Source organism: Salipiger abyssi (assembly GCF_001975705.1).
Lineage (GTDB): Bacteria > Pseudomonadota > Alphaproteobacteria > Rhodobacterales > Rhodobacteraceae > Salipiger > Salipiger abyssi.
In genome coordinates this window covers 652,125-669,330 of sequence record NZ_CP015093.1, presented here as the reverse complement: position 1 = coordinate 669,330, position 17,206 = coordinate 652,125, and the positions used below count along the sequence as shown (strand labels likewise).

Genomic DNA, 17,206 nt, shown 5'->3' with positions numbered 1-17,206 from the left:
TAACCGTAGGGTGGATTTCCAACCCACCGCACGGGAGGGCGCTCAGTCGCGCAGCAGCGCCAGCGCTTCCTTGAGGTCGATGGCGCCGTCATAGAGTGCGCGGCCCGAGATCGCGCCGTTCAGCGAGGCGCCGCAATCGCGCAAGGCGCGCAGATCCTTCAGCGACGAGACCCCGCCCGAGGCGATGACCGGGATCGTCACCGCGCGTGCGAGCGCCGCCGTGGCCTCGGTATTCGGGCCCTGCATGGCGCCGTCGCGGTTGATGTCGGTGTAGATGATCGCCGCGACGCCGGCGTCCTCGAAGCTCTTGGCGAGCTCCACCGCGTCCACATCGGTGACCTCGGCCCAGCCCTTGGTGGCAACGCGCCCGTCCTTGGCGTCGATGCCCACGGCGATCTTGCCGGGGAAGGCGGCGGCCGCTTCGCGCACCAGCGCCGGGTTCTCCACCGCCACGGTGCCGAGGATGACCCGCGCGAGGCCCTTCTCCAGCCAGCGCTCGATGGTGGCCATGTCGCGGATGCCGCCGCCGAGCTGGGCGGGGGTGTTGGTGGTCTTCAGGATCGCTTCGACCGCCGCCGCGTTCACCGGCTCGCCGGCGAAGGCGCCGTTGAGATCCACCAGATGCAGCCATTCACAGCCGGCGGCGACGAATTCCAGCGCCTGCGCGGCGGGGTCGTCGTTGAACACGGTGGCTTTGTCCATGTCGCCACGAAGCAGGCGCACGGCCTTGCCGTCTTTCAGGTCGATGGCGGGGTACAGGATCATGGCGTTTTGCTCGATACAGTCTTTTGTGGATAATTTCATGACGTGCGGTGCGATGCAATCCGAGCTTAGGTCATTGCCGAATGGAAACGGACATTCGACGCCCGCCGGTGATGCAGAAATGCGGCAATTTCACACCTCTGGATTGCGCTTTCTGCCTTTCATGCGGCTTCGGCGCGAAAAAGCTTTTGCGCGGACATCGCCGGTTACGGGCGCCAGCGCAGGAAATTGGCGATCATGCGCAGGCCGGTGGCGGCGCTTTTCTCCGGATGGAACTGCAAGCCGAGCACCGTGTCGCACCCGACGATGGCGGTGACGTCGCCGCCATACTCCACATGTGCCAGCCGCTGCGCGGGATCGGACATGCGCATCTGGTAGGAATGCACGAAATAGGCGTGATCGCCGGTCGCGATGCCGTCGAGCACCGGGTGGGCCGTGTCGATCACCAGATCGTTCCAGCCCATATGCGGCACTTTCAGAGAGGCGTCCGAAGGCACGATCCGCTCGACCTCGCCGTCGATCCAGCCGAGCCCGTCGGTTTCCTCGTATTCATGTCCCTTGCGGGCAAGGAGCTGCATGCCGACGCAGATGCCGAGGAAGGGCACGCCGCGCGTCTCCACCGCCTCGACCATGGCCTGAAAGCAGCCGGAGCGCCAAAGCGCCGCGGCACAGGCCGGAAAGGCGCCGTCGCCGGGCAGCACGATGCGGTCGGCATTGGCCACGGTCTCGGGATCGGTGGTCACCACGACCTCGCCGGCATCGGTTTCCCGCGCCATGCGCTGAAAGGCCTTTTCGGCGGAGTGCAGATTGCCGCTCTCGTAGTCGATGATCGCCGTCAGCATCGCCGCGCTCCTGTCTTCAATGTCGTCCGGAAGAGGCGGGCGGCCCGGAAGGCGGCGCCGGCCTCAGAGGTTTTCGTATTGCGGCATGCCGAGCACATGGAAGCCACCATCCACATGCAGGATCTCGCCCGTGGTACAGGCGCCGGCATCCGAGACCAGATAGACCGCCGTGCCGCCCACCGCGTCCAGCGTCGCGTTGGCGCGCATCGGGGCGTTCTGGTCGGTATGCTTGTAGGTCTTGCGCGCCCCGCCGATGGCGGCGCCGGCCAGCGTCTTCATCGGGCCGGGAGAGATCGCGTTGACGCGGATGCCCTCGGGGCCGAGATCGTTGGCCAGATAGCGCGTCGCCGATTCCAGCGCCGCCTTGGCCACGCCCATGACGTTGTAATTGGGCACGACCCGCTGCGAGCCCTCATAGGTCAGGGTGATCAGCGTGCCGCCGTTCTCCACCATCAGCGGATGCGCCCGGCGGGCGACCTCGATGAAGCTGTAGCACGAGATGTCGAGCGAGTTCTTGAAGTTCGCCCGGCTGGTGTTGAGGATCCGCCCGGTCAGCTCGGACTTGTCGGAAAACGCGATGGCGTGCACCAGAAAGTCGATCGTGGGCCAGCGCGACCCGAGCTCGGCAAAGGCCGTTTCGAGCGAGGCGTCGTCGGTCACATCGACATCGACCATGAAATCGCTGCCCACCGAGGCGGCCAGCGGTTCCAGGCGCTTGCCGAAGGCTTCGCCCTGATAGGTGAAGGCCAGCTCGGCCCCCGCCTCGTGCAGCGCCTTGGCGATGCCCCATGCGATGGAGCGGTCATTCGCCACGCCCATGATCAGCCCGCGCTTGCCCTTCAGAAGCTCCGACATGTTCCAGTTACCCGTTGTTTTTCTTGTTGATCAGTCGCGATACCGGCTCAACAGCATGGAGCCGTTGGTGCCGCCGAAACCGAAGGAATTGGTCATCACCGTATCCAGCCCGGCATTCTCGACCAGCGATGTGGCGATCTCTTCCGGCTTCAGCGCCGGATCGAGCGTCTCCACGTTGATCGAGGGGATGATGAAGTCGTGATGCAGTGCCAGCAGGCAATAGATCGCCTCCTGCGCGCCGGTGGCGCCCTGGCTGTGGCCGGTCATCGACTTGGTCGAGCTGACCGGCGGCGTGCTGCCGTCGCCAAAGACCCGGCGCACCGCTTCGATCTCGCCCACGTCGCCGACCGGGGTCGAGGTGCCATGCGCGTTGATATAGCCGACCTTGCGGTCCTCGGGCAGGGTGGAGAGCGCCAGCCGCATGGCGCGCTCGCCGCCCTCGCCGGAGGGCGCGACCATGTCGTGCCCGTCGGAGGTGGCGGCATAGCCGGTGACCTCGGCATAGATCTTGGCGCCGCGCGCCTTCGCGTGTTCGAGCTCTTCCAGCACCAGGATGCCGCCGCCGGCAGAGATCACGAAGCCGTCGCGCCCGGCATCGAAGGCGCGCGAGGCGGTCTCGGGCGTGTCGTTGTACTTGGAGCTCATCGCGCCCATGGCGTCGAACAGGCAGGAGAGCGTCCAGTCGAGCTCTTCGCCGCCGCCGGCGAACATCACGTCCTGCTTGCCCATCATGATCTGCTCGGCGGCGTTGCCGATGCAGTGCAGCGATGTCGAGCAGGCCGAGGTGATGGAATAGTTGATGCCCTTGATCCTGAAGGCGGTCGAGAGGTTCGCCGAGATCGTCGAACACATCGCCTTGGGCACCGCGAAGGGGCCGACGCGCTTGGTGCCGCCGGTCTTCAGCACGGTCTGATGCGCGGTGAGCAGGGCCGAGGTGGACGGCCCGCCGGAGCCCGCCACCAGCCCGGTGCGCGGATTGACGACGTCGGACTCCTCGAGCCCGCTATCGGCGATGGCCTGTTGCATGGCGATATGGGCATAGGCGGCGCCCGGCCCCATGAAGCGCAGGGTGCGCTTGTCCACATGTTCGGAGACGTCGATATCGACATCCCCGGCGATCTGGCTGCGGAACCCGTGTTCCTGCATCTGCGCATTGGCGCTGATGCCGGATTTGCCCGCCTTCAGCGAGGCGAGTACCTCGTCGGCAGTGTTGCCGATGGACGAGACAATCCCGAGTCCGGTGACGACGACGCGGCGCATGGACATACTCCTGGTTCAGCTTTCGGACAGGGCGACCTTCATGTCCTTGACCTGATAAATGGTTTCCCCATCCGCCTCCACGCGGCCATCGGCCACGCCCATGGTGAGGCGGCGGGTCTGCACGGCCTTGGTGAAATCCACGTAATAGGTCAGCATCTTGCGGTCGGGCCGCACCATGCCGGTGAGCTTCACCTCGCCCACGCCGAGAGCATAGCCGCGCCCCTGCCAGCCGCGCCAGCCCAGATTGAAGCCGGTGAGCTGCCAGAGCCCGTCGAGCCCGAGGCAGCCCGGCATGATCGGGTTGCCGGGGAAATGGCAGGCAAAGAACCAAAGGTCGGGCGTGATGTCGAATTCGGCCACCACATGGCCCTTGCCGTTCGGGCCGCCATCTCCGGAAATATCGGTGATGCGGTCCATCATCAGCATGGGCGGTTCGGGAAGCTGCGCATTGCCGGGGCCGAACAGTTCGCCGCGGGCGCATTTCAACAGGTCTTCCTTGCCGAAGCTGGTGGGGTAGTCGGCCATGAGCGGGAGGCCCTTCGTTCCTTGGGTTTCAGATTGCGCCCCCTCTATCACCGTGAAAGCGCGGCATGCAAGCCTGCCGACACGGCGGGCCGGGCGGGCGAAATCCGGATTTTCATTTGAATTCCCGGGGTGGCTTCCCCTATATAAGACAGGATCGAAACGCGGACGGAAGCAGTGATGACGTCAGAAGCCGTACAGAGAGGCACCGATTGGCTGGGCCGGGCAGGCCTGCGGCCGACCCGTCAGCGCGTTGCGCTCGCGGCGCTTCTGGTGGGCGACGGCAAGAACCGCCACGTCACCGCCGAAAGCCTCTTCGCCGCCGCCAAGAAACATGGCGAGAGCGTGTCGCTGGCCACGGTCTACAACACGCTGCGTGCCTTCCGCGACGCCGGGCTGATGCAAGAGGTCATCGTCGACGGCAGCCGCAGCTATTTCGACACCAACACCTACGATCACCCGCATTTCTACTGGGAGGACGAGGGGCATCTGACCGATGCGCCCGCCGATCAGGTGGTGATCTCGCGGCTGCCGGATGTGCCCGAGGATGCCGAGATCGCCGCCGTGGATGTGGTCATCCGCCTGCGCAAACGCCGCTGATCCGCGCCGCAAATTCCTTGTGAGGAATTTGCAAATCTTTTTCCAAAAGATTTGACGTCCCGCCCGGCGGTCGGAACCGCGCGGGGCGCCCGCTCGTTTCGCCTTGCGAAAGGGAGAAACGACATGACCCACACACTGACACTCCGCAGCATCGAGCCCGTCACCCATGACGTATCGCATCTGGTGTTCGAGCGCCCCGAAAGCTTCGACTTCACCCCCGGTCAGGCGGTGGACATGGCGCTCGACCGCGACGGCTGGCGCGAGGCGCGCCACCCCTTCACCATGACCTCGCTGCCGGGGGAGGAGACGCTGGATTTCGTCATCAAATCCTATCCCGAAAGCGCCGAGGGCCATGAGGGCATGACCGCGCGCATCGCCCGCATGCAGCCCGGTGACACGATGCTGGTCGAGGATCCCTGGGGTGCCATCGAGGACAAGGGCGACGGCGTGTTCATCGCCGGCGGCGCCGGTGTCACGCCCTTCATCGCCATCCTGCGCGACAAGCTGGCGCGCAACGGCACGCTGGAGGGCAACACGCTGGTGTTTTCCAACAAGGCCGAGCGCGACATCATCCTGCGCGACAGTTTCGAGAAGATGCCGGGCCTCGCGACCCGCTTCGTGGTGACCGAGGAGGAGGGCAGCCCCTTCCATGCCGCACAGATCGACGCGGCGCTCCTGCGCGAGCATGTGCGCCCCGGGCGCGATACCTGCTATATCTGCGGCCCCGACGCGATGCTCGACGACATGGCGGAAGCGCTGCGCGAGATTGGCGTGGCAGAACCCGCGATCGTCACCGAGGAATTCGACTGACGCGGGCTCAGACCCGCAGATCGCGGGTGTAGAAGAGATCCGTCTCCGGCCCGTCTGTGCCGATCACCGTATTGGGCATCCGCCCCTGCCGGACAAAGCCGTGACGTTCGTAAAACCGGATCGCGCGCGGGTTCTTTTCGGCGACGCAGAGTTCGAGCTGCCAGACCCCGAGGGCCGTGACATGCGTCTCGATCCCCGTCATGAGCGCATCCGCCGCCCCCTGCCCATGCAGTGCGGGGCGGATATAAAAGCCGCCGATCTCGATGCGGTGGGCCGCGCGGGCGAAGGGCAGGCGGCGCAGCCCGGTCATGCCGACCATCGCCGCGCCATCGAAGAGACCCAGAGACGGAGCGGCGGCAAGCATCCCGGCCACCGTCTCCGACGTCATCGCGCGCACCTCGTCGGCGCTGGCAAGGAACGCGTCGGGATAGGTCTCGACCGCTTCCAGCCGCAGCGCTTTCCAGGCCCCGGCATCTTCGGGCGTCAGCGTCCGGACAGTCAAAACCATTGTCCGGGCTCCATTAGGCCGAGATCGAGCAATTGCCGCGAATGCCACTCGAAGGGTGCGGAATTGTGCCAGCGAAAGCTTCCGATGTCGAAGGTGCTGCCCGGGTTGCGCTTCAGCGCCTTGGCGGTGCGGAACGATACCAGCGCCGCCGTCAGGTTGTGATGCCAGGGGCAGGCATAGGTATTGTACTCTTCGTCGTCGAAGGTGTGATCCGCGCGCAGATGCAGCCCGGGCCTGGCGCGGAAGACGGAGATACGGTCGATCTTGCGGCGCTCTGCGGGCACATGCTCCTCATAGCGCCAGCGCAGCCCGCCGAAGAAGTCGAGCTGCCGCTCCTTTGGGTGGTTGTGATTGGCCGGATCGTTGCGCGCCAGCGCGTAGTAGCCGGAACGGTCGAGATAGGCCTCGTCCAGCGACACCGCCTCGGGATAGCGGTCCAGATCGCCGGCATAGAGATCGACCACATAGGTCAGCATGGCATCGCGCCGTTCCTCGGCGTGAAAAGCGAGCATCTCGCCCACTGAGCGCGTCTCGCAGAACGGGTAAAAAAGGTATTCGGCATTGTAGCAGTAGAACATCCAGAGCCCCGGCCCGGCCTCGTTCACCGCATTCACCGCATGGCGCACGGCGCCACTGGCGGTGAGGTTGTAGTCGATGCGGTGAACGCGCGTGCGCAGGTCGGAGGCAAGGGAGAATTGCGGGGGCATGAAGGCCAGCACGGATCGGAAGCCCGTCTGGATGTGATGTCGCAGAGTGGTGTCGATCTCGGTCTCGTCCTCGCAGAACACCATCGCCACCGGGCCGTCGCCCAAGGCAGGGCCGGCCTGTTTCAGAAACGCCTCCAGTCCGGAATACTGCATCACCTGCCTCTATCGGAATTGCTGGCAGGTTCTGTGAAAAATCGGGGTATTGCAAGGCGGTGCAGAGCGCGCAGTCTTCCCCGCTCGCGCCGCGCATAAACCCGTGGGTGGCGCTCAAAACGCCCGGCCTTGTCCGACACCCTTTTCATGACGCCGGTTTTGCGCTATCCGCCCGCCCTTGAACCGCGCGACCGGGAGTCCCCCATGACCCAGCCGAAAAAGCTCTTCATCAAGACCTATGGCTGCCAGATGAACGTCTATGACAGCGAGCGCATGGCCGAGGCCATGGGCGGTCAGGGCTATGTCCAGACCGACCGGCCCGAAGACGCGGACATGATCCTGCTCAACACCTGCCATATCCGCGAGAAGGCCGCCGAAAAGGTCTATTCCGAACTTGGCCGCTACAAGGGGCTGAAGAGCGACCGGCCCGATCTCAAGATCGGCGTGGCGGGCTGCGTCGCCCAGGCCGAGGGCGAGGAGATCATGCGCCGTCAGCCGCTGGTCGATCTGGTGGTCGGCCCGCAGAGCTATCACCGGCTGCCGGATCTGATGGCGCGCACGAGCAACGGCGCCAAGGCGCTCGACACGGATTTCCCGGAGGAAGACAAGTTCGAGCACCTGAAATCCCGCCCCAAGGCCAAGCGCGGCCCCACCGCGTTTCTCACGGTGCAGGAAGGCTGCGACAAGTTCTGCGCCTTCTGCGTGGTGCCCTATACCCGCGGCGCCGAGGTCTCGCGCCCGGCGGATCGTGTGCTGGCCGAGGCGCGCGATCTGGTGGAGCGCGGGGTGCGCGAGATCACCCTGCTGGGACAGAACGTCAACGCCTATCACGGTCACGAAAAGGGGCTCGCCGGGCTGATCCGCGAACTGGCCAGGATCGACGGGCTGGCGCGCATCCGCTTCACCACCTCGCACCCGAATGACATGGACGACGACCTGATCGCCGCCCATGGCGATTGCGACAAGCTCATGCCCTATCTGCATCTGCCGGTGCAGGCGGGCTCCGACAAGATCCTCAAGCGCATGAACCGCCAGCACACCGCCGAGCAATATCTGCGGCTGATCGAGCGGCTGCGCGCGGCGCGCCCCGATCTGCACATGTCGGGCGATTTCATCGTCGGTTTCCCGGAAGAGACCGAGGAAGATTTCCAGGCGACGCTGGATCTGATCGAAGCGGTGGAATACGGCTCGGCCTTCTCGTTCAAGTATTCCGAACGTCCCGGCACCCCCGCCGCCGAGCGCCCGCAGGTGCCCGAGGCGGAAAAGGACGACCGGCTCCAGCGGCTCCAGGCGCTGCTCACCCGTCAACAGCGGGCGTTGCAGGATGCCATGGTGGGCCGCGAGCTGGGTGTGCTTTTCGAGAAACCGGGGCGGATGCCGGGCCAGATGGTGGGCAAATCCGATTATCTGCACGCGGTGCATGTGGCGGCCGATGGGCTCGCGCCCGGCGATCTGCGCCGCGTGCGGATCGTCGAGAGCGGGCCCAATTCGCTCAAGGGCGTGCTGGCCTGAGCGCCAGCGCCCGGAGAAAAGCGCGAAAAAATCTCCATATTCCCGGCGTTTGCGCAAAATGCTCGGACAATTGTGGCACTTGGGGTGGTTTGTCCCGCGATTAACCACAATATCTGGTGGTTTTCGCTTCACAGACCGGATTTGTCTGTTAATGTCTTGGATTATAGTAACTTTGCACCGAGATGTCCGATTCCGGCTCCGGGGCATCTGGGGGAAACACCAAGTAAAAGGGACAGAGGCTGTGGCAAATCGCATTTCCAAAGCCATCCGGGGCGTGTTCGGCGCTGTGGCGCTGGCCAGTCTCGCTGCCACCGGGGCCGTTGGCCCTGTTGCTGCCGGCAGCGACGGCGGGATCGCACCGTTCATTTCGACGCAGAACACCCGCACCATCAAGGGCGAGCGCTATATTCCGGGGATCTCGATCTCGCCCGACGGCTGCGAGATCTGGGTGATGGACGATGGCGTCGAGGGTTACGCCGTGTCCCGCATGACGCCGGACGGCCGTCCGGTCTGCCGCGACATCAATGTCTGCGGCACGCTCAACACCGATCAGTATTTCGCCACCGACAAATACAATATCTGGCCCAAGAGCCGCGGTCGGCTTGAGGAGTTCTTCCGCAACGCCTCGGCCTTCGGGTTCATCATCGTCGGTCACACCGATGCGCGCGCCAGCGACGAATACAACCGCCGCCTGAGCTACAACCGCGCCAACGCCGTGGCCTCGGTCGCGCAATCGGTCGGCGCCCGGATCATCGATGTACGCGGCTATGGCGAATCCTACCCGGTCGCCACCAACCGCACCGTCGAGGGCATGGCCAAGAACCGCCGCGTCGAAATCCTGTGTGTGCGCTGAGGAGACGGATATGAAACTCGTGAAACTCGCCTTCGTTCTCGGCGCCGCCTCGATGCTCTCGGCCTGTGCCGGCGACATGCCCATCGGCCCGGACAAGAGCAAGGACGTCAACCTGATCGACCGTGACGATCTCAGCCAGATCAAGTGGGGCGTCTGGGTCGATCCGGACGGCTGCGACAACTGGATCGCCGACGATGGCGTCGAGGGCTATCTTGCCCGCCGCTACGACCGCTACGGCAAGCCGATCTGCTCCGGCGTGGCGCCGCCGACGGTGGCCACCGGCGATTTCAAGCAGGGCTCGACCTCGGTCATCGGCGACCCGCTCTGAGTCTGGTCATGGCGACCTGTCAAACCCCGACCGCGCGGTTGCCCACCGCGCGGTCGTTTTGCGTTTCAAGGGCGGTTGCCGCGCGGCAGGGGCTTGCCCAAAGCCGCGCCGCTTGGCACCATGAACACGATCCCAAGCGCAGGAGACATGCGTGAACACAGGCACCCTCACAGAAGCCATCCTGGAATTTCCCGACAACCGTCTGCTGATCGATCTCTGCGGCGAGTTCGACCGCAACCTGACCGATATCGAGACCCGCACCGGCGTGCAGATCCTCCGCCGCGGCAACCAGCTGGCGATCCACGGGCCGGAAGAGGCCCAGGCGGCGGCGCGCGACGTGCTCTCGGCGCTCTATCAGCGGCTCGAACAGGGGCGCAGCGTGGGCCGCGCCGATATCGACCGCGAATTCCGCCTCGCCCCCGAGGAGGATGCCGCCGAATCGCAGCTCGAGATGTTCGAGGGCGGCAAGGTCGAGATCAAGACCCGCAAGAAGCTCATCGAGCCGCGCACCGACGCGCAAAAGGCCTATGTGCGCTCGCTCTACCAGCACGAGATGTGTTTCGGCATCGGCCCGGCGGGCACCGGCAAGACCTATCTCGCCGTCGCCGTGGGCGTGAACATGCTGATCACCGGCGCCGTCGACAAGATCATCCTCTGCCGTCCCGCCGTCGAGGCGGGCGAGCGGCTGGGCTTCCTGCCCGGCACGCAGGAGGAGAAGGTCGATCCCTATATGCAGCCGCTCTACGACGCGCTGAACGATTTCCTGCCGGGCAAGCAGCTTGCCAAGATGCGCGAGGAAAAGACCGTCGAGATCGCGCCGCTGGCCTTCATGCGGGGGCGCACCCTGTCGAACGCCTTCGTGGTGCTCGACGAGGCGCAGAACGCCACCACCATGCAGATGAAGATGTTCCTCACCCGTCTCGGCGAGGGCTCGCGCATGGTGATCACCGGCGACCGCACCCAGGTCGACCTGCCGCGCGGCGTGCCCTCGGGGCTTCAGGACGCCGAGCGGCTGCTCAAGAACATCGAGAAGATCGGCTTCAACTACTTCACCGGCAAGGATGTGGTGCGACACCCGCTTGTCGCCGCCATCATCGACGCCTATGAGCAGGACATCGCGACCGGCGCCTGACCCGCGCCGTTTCCATTGGCCGAAAATATCCCGGGGGTGAGGCACGCATGTGCCGAAGGGGGCGGCGCCCCCGCCCTGCGCTGCGGAGATCCCATGCTCACCGATGTCATTCTCGAAGACGACCGCTGGCTGCAGGCCGGGCTGGAGACGCTGGCAGAGACCGCCGCGCGCGCGGCGCTCAGCCATCTCGGGCTCGACCCCGACGGGTTCGAGATCGCGGTGCTGGCCTGCGACGACGCCCGCATCGCCGAGCTCAACGCCGAATTCCGTGAAAAGCCCACGCCCACCAATGTACTCTCCTGGCCCTCGGAAGAGCGCAGCCCCGAGGAGCCGCCGCAAGGCGGCGAGGAGGGGATGCCCGAAGAGCTGGGCGACATCGCCATCGCCTGGGAAACCTGCCAGCGCGAGGCCGCCGAGCAGGGCAAGCCCGCCGCCGATCACATCACCCATTTGATCGTTCACGCAATCTTGCACCTTCTGGGCTATGACCATATCCGTGACGCGGATGCCACGGTTATGGAAACTCTCGAGGTCGGGATACTTGGCAAACTGGGGGTGGCGAACCCATATTCATGACAGAAGGGGCGCCAGCCCCGCCAACGGATAGGAAAAATGGGCGACAGTGACGGCTCGTCTACGGCAGCGCAGAGCGCGCGGACGATGGCGGATTCAACGGACGGCGAAGGGCTTTTTCGTCGTATTTTCAGCGGCTTCAGAGTGGCACCGGCGGAACCCGCCCAGGTGAACGGCACGTCCATGACAACGCCCCAGCCCACAACCACCCCAAGCATGATGAACCTGCGGCGGATGCGGGTCGAGGATGTGGCGATTCCCAAGGCGGATATCGTCGCGGTGCCCGACACCATCACCAAGGCCGAGCTGGTGCAGGTCTTCCGCGACAGCGGCATGACCCGGCTGCCGGTCTATTCCGGCACGCTCGACACGCCGGTGGGCATGGCCCACCTCAAGGATTTCGCCCTCAAACACGGGTTCAACGGCTCCGGCCAGCGCTTCGATCTGAAAAAGATGCTGCGCCCGCTGGTCTTCGTGCCGCCCTCCATGCCGATCGGCGTGCTGCTCACCAAGATGCAGACCGAACGCCGGCACATGGCGCTGGTGATCGACGAATATGGCGGGGTCGACGGGCTGGTGACCATCGAGGATCTCATCGAACAGGTGATCGGCGAGATCGAGGATGAGCACGATATCGACGAGGGCCGCAATTTCTCGCGCGAGAAGGCCGGCAGCTGGCTGGCGCTCGCCAAGACCCCGCTCGAGGAGTTCGAGGCCGCGACCGGTCTGGCACTCACCGAGGATGACGAGATCGACGAAGAAGAGATCGACACGCTGGGCGGGCTGGTCTTCATGCTCGCGGGCCATGTGCCGGCGCGCGGCGAGGTGATCCCGCACCCGGCGGGGATCGATTTCGAAGTGGTGGATGCCGATCCGCGCCGTATCAAGCGGCTGCGGGTGCGGCCGCATACAGAGGCCACCGGTGTGCCTGCCGCGAAACCTGCGCCACCTGTGCCCGCCAGGGTCGAATCGGCCCCGTCGACCGAAACGGCCTCCGCTGATCCTGCCCCCGCCGAGCCTGCATCCGGGACGCAGCGTGCCTGACACGTCTCTGGGCCGGCGTCTGGACCGGCTGCCGCGCTGGTCGCGCCTGCCGATTGCCATCGGTGCCGGCGCCGTTATGGGGCTGGGGCAGGCGCCCTGGGATCTGACCTGGCTGGCGCTGGCCGGACTCATTGCCGCCGTCGCACTCTTTTCCGCCACGCGCCGCCCGCTCGACGCGGTCGGAGTCGGCTGGGGTGTCGGTCTCGGCTATTTCGGGCTGGTGCTGGGCTGGGTGCTGGAGCCGTTCCAGGTCGATGCCGCCGCCACCGGCTGGATGGCGCCTTTTGCTCTGTTCTTCCTTGCCGCCGGGCTGGCGCTGTTCTGGGCGCTGGCCTTTTGGGGCGCGGCCTATGCGCCGCCGCGCCGCCGGCTCTTTGCGCTGGCAGCGTGCTGGGCGGCGGCGGAGCTGGCGCGGGCCTATGTTTTCACCGGCTTCGCTTGGGCGATGGTCGGCTCGCTCTGGGCACCGGTGACGGCGATCCAGTGGAGCGCGGTGCTCGGACCGCACGGGCTCACCTTCGTCACCCTCGGCCTTGCGGCGCTGGCCGTGGCAGGGCTGCGCGGCGGGCGCCGGGCCTGGCGCTCCGGGCTCGGGGCGCTGCTGCTCTTTGTCGCGCTCCTCGGCGGTGGCGCGGCGCTGGTGCCGCCGCTTCAGGATCTCGCCGACAGGCCCGTGGTGCGGCTGGTGCAGCCCAATGCGCCGCAGCAGCAGAAATGGGATCGCGCCTATATTCCAATGTTCTTCGACCGGCAGGTAGATTTCACCGCCGCGCCCTCGCATGACGGGCTGCCGCGCCCGGCGCTGACGGTCTGGCCGGAAACCTCGCTGCCGATGCTGCTCGACCATGCCGACGAGGCGCTGGGCATCGTCACCGATGCCGCCTTTCCCGGCGAGGTGGTGCTGGGCATCCAGCGCGAGGAGGGCGGTGCCTGGTACAATTCGCTGGTGCTGGCGGGGCAGGGGCCGCGGGTGTCGCAGGTCTATGACAAGCATCATCTCGTGCCCTTCGGCGAATACATGCCCGCCGCCGAGATCTTTCAGCGCTGGAACATCGCCGGGCTGGCGCAGCGCGCGGCGGGGGCTACGCCTCCGGGCCGGGGCCGCGCCTGCTGGATCTCGGGCCGGAGCTGGGCCATGCGCTGCCGCTCATTTGCTACGAGGCGGTGTTTCCGCAGGATCTGCGCGCGCCGGGCCGCCCCGATCTGCTGCTTCAGATCACCAATGACGCCTGGTTCGGCACCTTCTCCGGCCCTTACCAGCATCTGGCACAGGCCCGCATCCGTGCCATCGAGCAGGGGCTGCCGATGCTGCGCGCCGCCAATACCGGGGTTTCGGCGGTGATCGACGGGGCGGGGCGGGTGCTGCAATCGCTGCCGCTGGGCGAAGCGGGCTATCTCGACGCGCGCCTACCGCCGCCGCTGCGCGTGACGCCCTACAGCCGCATGGGCGATCTGCCGGCGCTGGGGCTGCTCTTTGTGCTTGCGATTGCGGCATTCCTGCGGCGCGGGCGGAATTCGATTGACGGCCCTGCCGCAACCACGTAGCCATGTCGCGTTACATCCCCGTCACAACGGCTTCCTGGCGTGACGGTCGGTACTCAATGGAGCGCTCATGTCCCGACAAAACTATACTTTCACTTCGGAATCCGTGTCCGAAGGTCACCCTGACAAGGTCTGCGACCGCATTTCCGATGCGGTTCTCGACGCCCTTCTGGCGGAGGATCCGCTGGCGCGCGTCGCCTGCGAGACCTTTGCCACCACCGACCGCGTGGTCATCGGTGGCGAGATCGGGCTGACCGATCAGGAGAAACTCGCCGAATACATGGAGGCGATCCCGGATATCGTCCGTGCCTGCATCAAGGATATCGGGTATGAGCAGGACAAGTTCCATCATGCCACCTGCGAGATCACCAACCTTCTGCACGAGCAGTCGGCGCATATCGCCCAAGGGGTGACCGGCGGCGGCAACCGTGACGAGGGGGCCGGCGATCAGGGCATCATGTTCGGCTATGCCACCAACGAGACGCCGCAGATGATGCCGGCGCCGATCCTGTTCTCCCACGCTGTGCTGAAGCGGCTGGCCGAGGCGCGCAAATCCGGCGAACAGCCGGTGCTGGGGCCGGACGCGAAATCGCAGTTCTCGGTGCGTTACGAGGGCGGCAAGCCCGTCGGCGTGACCTCGGTGGTGCTGTCGCACCAGCATCTCGACCCGGCGCTGACCTCGGAAGATGTGCGCGCCATCGTCGAGCCCTATATCCGCGAAGTGCTGCCCGAGGGCTGGCTGAGTGCGGAGACCGAATGGTGGGTGAACCCGACCGGCGCCTTCGTGATCGGCGGGCCCGATGGCGATGCCGGTCTCACGGGGCGCAAGATCATCGTCGACACCTATGGCGGCGCGGCCCCGCATGGCGGCGGCGCGTTCTCGGGCAAGGATCCCACCAAGGTCGACCGGTCGGCGGCCTATGCGGCGCGCTATCTGGCCAAGAACGTGGTCGCCGCGGGCATGGCCGAGCGCTGCACCGTGCAGCTCTCCTATGCCATCGGCGTGGCCAAGCCGCTGTCGATCTATGTCGACACCCACGGCACGGGTGAGCTTGACGAGGCGCTGATCGAGGCGGCGATCCCGAAAGTGATGGATCTCACCCCGCGCGGCATCCGCACGCATCTCGATCTCAACAAGCCGATCTACGAGCGCACCGCGGCTTATGGCCATTTCGGGCGCGAACCCGATGCGGAAGGTGGGTTCTCGTGGGAGCAGACCAATCTCGCCGAGGCGTTGAAGAAAGAAGTTTGAGGCGGGTATGATCGCCGAAAGAAAGAGGGCGCCCGGCTGGGCGCCCTTTTTGGTGAGAGGCGGGGGGATATTTTGCGGAGCGGTGGGCCCTCAAACCAGCCGCGAAACGTCCTTGGCGGCGCGCACGAAATCCTTGAACAGCGGGTGCGGATCGAAGGGTTTCGACTTCAGCTCCGGGTGGAACTGCACACCGATGAACCACGGATGATCGGGCCATTCCACGATTTCCGGCAGACGCCCGTCCGGCGACATGCCCGAAAAACACAGCCCGCTCGTCTCCAGCGCTTCGCGATACTTGATATCGACCTCGTAGCGGTGGCGGTGGCGCTCGTCGATGGCGTTGGTGCCGTAGACCTTGGCCACCTTGGAGCCGTCCTTCAGCACCGCGTCATAGGCGCCGAGCCGCATGGTGCCGCCCTTGTCGTCGGCCACCGAGCGGTTGACCTTCTGGTTGCCCTGCACCCATTCCTTGAGGTGATAGACCACCGGCTCGAACCGTTTCTCGCCCTTCTCATGGTCGAACTCCTCCGACCCGGCTTTCTTGACCCCGGCGACGTTGCGCGCCGCCTCGATCACCGCCATTTGCATGCCGAGGCAGATGCCGAGATAGGGCACCTTGTGCTCGCGGGCGAATTGCGCCGCCTTGATCTTGCCCTCGGTGCCGCGCTCGCCGAAACCGCCGGGCACCAGGATCGCGTCGTAATTTTCCAGATAGGGCGCCGGATCTTCGCGCTCGAAGAGCTCGGCATCGACCCAGTTCACATTGACCTTGACCCGGTTGGCCAGCCCGCCATGAGTCAGCGCCTCGGCGATGGATTTATAGGCGTCTTCGAGCTGCGTGTACTTGCCTACGATGGCAACATTCACGTCCCCCTCGGGGTTGTGGATGCGCTCGGACACATCCTCCCATTTCTCCAGATTGGGGCGCGGCGCCGGGGTGATCTGGAACGCGTCCAGCACCGCCTGATCGAGCCCCTCGCGGTGATAGGCCAGCGGCGCGTCGTAGATCGACGGCAGATCCTGCGCGGCGATCACCGCGTCGGGGCGCACATTGCAGAACAGCGCCAGCTTTTCGCGCTCCTTCTGCGGAATCGGCCCTTCGGAGCGGCAGACGAGGATGTCGGGCGCCAGACCGATGGAGCGCAGCTCCTTCACCGAGTGCTGCGTCGGCTTGGTCTTCAGCTCGCCCGAGGCCTTGATCCATGGCAGCAGCGTCAGGTGCATGAAAACGCACTGGCCGCGCGGCTTGTCCTGAGAGAATTGCCGGATTGCCTCGAAGAAGGGCAGGCCTTCGATATCGCCCACCGTGCCGCCGATCTCGCAGAGCATGAAATCGACCTCGTCCTCGCCGATGTCGATCCAGTCCTTGATCTCGTTGGTGACGTGCGGGATCACCTGAATGGTCTTGCCGAGGTAATCGCCGCGGCGCTCCTTCTCCAGCACATTGGTATAGATCCGGCCCGAAGAGATGGAATCGGTCTTGCGCGCCGAGACGCCGGTGAAGCGTTCGTAATGGCCGAGATCGAGATCGGTTTCGGCGCCGTCATCGGTGACGAAGACCTCGCCATGCTCGAAGGGCGACATCGTGCCGGGATCGACATTCAGATAAGGATCGAGTTTTCGCAGCCGGACGGAAAAGCCCCGCGCCTGCAAAAGTGCCCCGAGCGCGGCCGATGCCAGCCCCTTGCCGAGCGACGAAACAACGCCGCCAGTAATGAAGATGAAACGTGCCATTGGCCGCGTAACCCCGTGATATTGCCTGTATTTTTATGATGAATCCGCATGCGCAAAACGCGTCATCACGGGATTTGAGGTATAGGGGATTCGGGAAGAGATGTCTAGCATACCTCAAGATGCTGTTGCGCTTGCTGGCGCCCGGGCAATCTGTTGTGGGTCCACCGCCGCCGCTCATGAGGACGGGAGCAGAGAAAGCCGGACACCGATGACATGG

The 17,206-nt window shown here is 65.4% G+C and carries 18 protein-coding genes, 1 pseudogene and 1 riboswitch; of the genes and pseudogenes, 11 read left to right on the top strand and 8 right to left on the bottom strand.

From position 1 onward, the window contains the following. Positions 1-42: 42 nt before the first annotated feature. The 5 genes from hisA to fabA form a co-directional block, all read right to left on the bottom strand. The gene (gene hisA / locus Ga0080574_RS06790) at positions 43-765 is read right to left on the bottom strand and encodes a 1-(5-phosphoribosyl)-5-[(5-phosphoribosylamino)methylideneamino]imidazole-4-carboxamide isomerase (protein ID WP_076696367.1); all 723 of its coding nucleotides are present in this window, start codon (positions 763-765) and stop codon (positions 43-45) included. Between the two features lie 203 nt (positions 766-968). Continuing rightward, entirely contained in the window at positions 969-1,604 is a 636-nt protein-coding gene (hisH, locus tag Ga0080574_RS06785; RefSeq protein WP_076696365.1) for an imidazole glycerol phosphate synthase subunit HisH, read from the bottom strand. Between the two features lie 63 nt (positions 1,605-1,667). Beyond that, entirely contained in the window at positions 1,668-2,459 is a 792-nt protein-coding gene (locus Ga0080574_RS06780) for an enoyl-ACP reductase FabI (protein ID WP_076696362.1), read from the bottom strand. Positions 2,460-2,489: 30 nt separating this feature from the next. Continuing rightward, entirely contained in the window at positions 2,490-3,719 is a 1,230-nt protein-coding gene (gene fabB / locus Ga0080574_RS06775) for a beta-ketoacyl-ACP synthase I (RefSeq protein ID WP_076696360.1), read from the bottom strand. 15 nt (positions 3,720-3,734) lie between these two features. Then, positions 3,735-4,244 carry a bifunctional 3-hydroxydecanoyl-ACP dehydratase/trans-2-decenoyl-ACP isomerase gene (gene fabA / locus Ga0080574_RS06770; protein WP_076696358.1) on the bottom strand — a complete coding sequence of 170 codons (510 nt, stop codon included), beginning with the start codon at positions 4,242-4,244 and terminating at the stop codon, positions 3,735-3,737. Between the two features lie 177 nt (positions 4,245-4,421). Between fabA and irrA the strand changes: the two genes are divergently transcribed. Together irrA and Ga0080574_RS06760 are read left to right on the top strand one after the other, a co-directional pair. After that, on the top strand, positions 4,422-4,841 hold the full coding sequence (gene irrA, locus Ga0080574_RS06765) for an iron response transcriptional regulator IrrA (protein WP_076696356.1): 420 nt from the start codon (positions 4,422-4,424) through the stop codon (positions 4,839-4,841). A 123-nt stretch (positions 4,842-4,964) separates the two neighbouring features. After that, positions 4,965-5,651: an FAD-binding oxidoreductase gene (locus Ga0080574_RS06760; protein WP_076696354.1), complete on the top strand. Its 687-nt coding sequence runs from the start codon at positions 4,965-4,967 to the stop codon at positions 5,649-5,651. Between the two features lie 7 nt (positions 5,652-5,658). Here the strand turns inward: Ga0080574_RS06760 and Ga0080574_RS06755 are convergent, their stop codons facing one another. Both Ga0080574_RS06755 and Ga0080574_RS06750 read right to left on the bottom strand, forming a co-directional pair. Next, the gene (locus Ga0080574_RS06755) at positions 5,659-6,159 is read right to left on the bottom strand and encodes a GNAT family N-acetyltransferase (protein WP_076696352.1); all 501 of its coding nucleotides are present in this window, start codon (positions 6,157-6,159) and stop codon (positions 5,659-5,661) included. Further along, positions 6,150-7,019 (bottom strand): hypothetical protein, encoded by an 870-nt coding sequence (locus Ga0080574_RS06750; protein WP_076696350.1) that lies wholly within the window; start codon positions 7,017-7,019, stop codon positions 6,150-6,152. The genes Ga0080574_RS06755 and Ga0080574_RS06750 overlap by 10 nt, the downstream gene beginning before the upstream one ends. Positions 7,020-7,223: 204 nt before the next feature. Between Ga0080574_RS06750 and miaB the strand changes: the two genes are divergently transcribed. The 9 genes and pseudogenes from miaB to metK all read left to right on the top strand — a co-directional run bounded on the left by miaB (position 7,224) and on the right by metK (position 15,255). Next, the gene (miaB, locus tag Ga0080574_RS06745; protein ID WP_076696348.1) at positions 7,224-8,531 is read left to right on the top strand and encodes a tRNA (N6-isopentenyl adenosine(37)-C2)-methylthiotransferase MiaB; all 1,308 of its coding nucleotides are present in this window, start codon (positions 7,224-7,226) and stop codon (positions 8,529-8,531) included. A 241-nt stretch (positions 8,532-8,772) separates the two neighbouring features. After that, positions 8,773-9,384 carry an OmpA family protein gene (locus tag Ga0080574_RS06740; protein WP_076696346.1) on the top strand — a complete coding sequence of 204 codons (612 nt, stop codon included), beginning with the start codon at positions 8,773-8,775 and terminating at the stop codon, positions 9,382-9,384. A gap of 10 nt (positions 9,385-9,394) precedes the next feature. Further along, complete coding sequence (locus Ga0080574_RS06735) at positions 9,395-9,712, top strand: hypothetical protein (RefSeq protein WP_076696344.1); 318 nt, start codon at positions 9,395-9,397, stop codon at positions 9,710-9,712. Between the two features lie 151 nt (positions 9,713-9,863). Beyond that, positions 9,864-10,844 (top strand): PhoH family protein, encoded by a 981-nt coding sequence (locus tag Ga0080574_RS06730; protein WP_076696341.1) that lies wholly within the window; start codon positions 9,864-9,866, stop codon positions 10,842-10,844. A gap of 93 nt (positions 10,845-10,937) precedes the next feature. Beyond that, on the top strand, positions 10,938-11,420 hold the full coding sequence (gene ybeY, locus Ga0080574_RS06725) for an rRNA maturation RNase YbeY (protein ID WP_076696339.1): 483 nt from the start codon (positions 10,938-10,940) through the stop codon (positions 11,418-11,420). Positions 11,421-11,456: 36 nt separating this feature from the next. Further along, complete coding sequence (locus tag Ga0080574_RS06720; RefSeq protein ID WP_237219331.1) at positions 11,457-12,461, top strand: hemolysin family protein; 1,005 nt, start codon at positions 11,457-11,459, stop codon at positions 12,459-12,461. A 76-nt stretch (positions 12,462-12,537) separates the two neighbouring features. Further along, positions 12,538-13,452, top strand: a pseudogene (locus tag Ga0080574_RS26840) (apolipoprotein N-acyltransferase); the annotation flags it as partial. 173 nt (positions 13,453-13,625) lie between these two features. Beyond that, complete coding sequence (locus tag Ga0080574_RS26835) at positions 13,626-14,006, top strand: nitrilase-related carbon-nitrogen hydrolase (protein ID WP_335743519.1); 381 nt, start codon at positions 13,626-13,628, stop codon at positions 14,004-14,006. A 15-nt stretch (positions 14,007-14,021) separates the two neighbouring features. Continuing rightward, a riboswitch (SAM-SAH riboswitch) is annotated at positions 14,022-14,070 on the top strand. A gap of 3 nt (positions 14,071-14,073) precedes the next feature. Next, positions 14,074-15,255 (top strand): methionine adenosyltransferase, encoded by a 1,182-nt coding sequence (metK, locus tag Ga0080574_RS06710; RefSeq protein WP_076696337.1) that lies wholly within the window; start codon positions 14,074-14,076, stop codon positions 15,253-15,255. A gap of 90 nt (positions 15,256-15,345) precedes the next feature. Here the strand turns inward: metK and pyrG are convergent, their stop codons facing one another. Next, on the bottom strand, positions 15,346-16,989 hold the full coding sequence (gene pyrG, locus Ga0080574_RS06705; protein ID WP_076696335.1) for a CTP synthase: 1,644 nt from the start codon (positions 16,987-16,989) through the stop codon (positions 15,346-15,348). Positions 16,990-17,206: the final 217 nt, after the last annotated feature.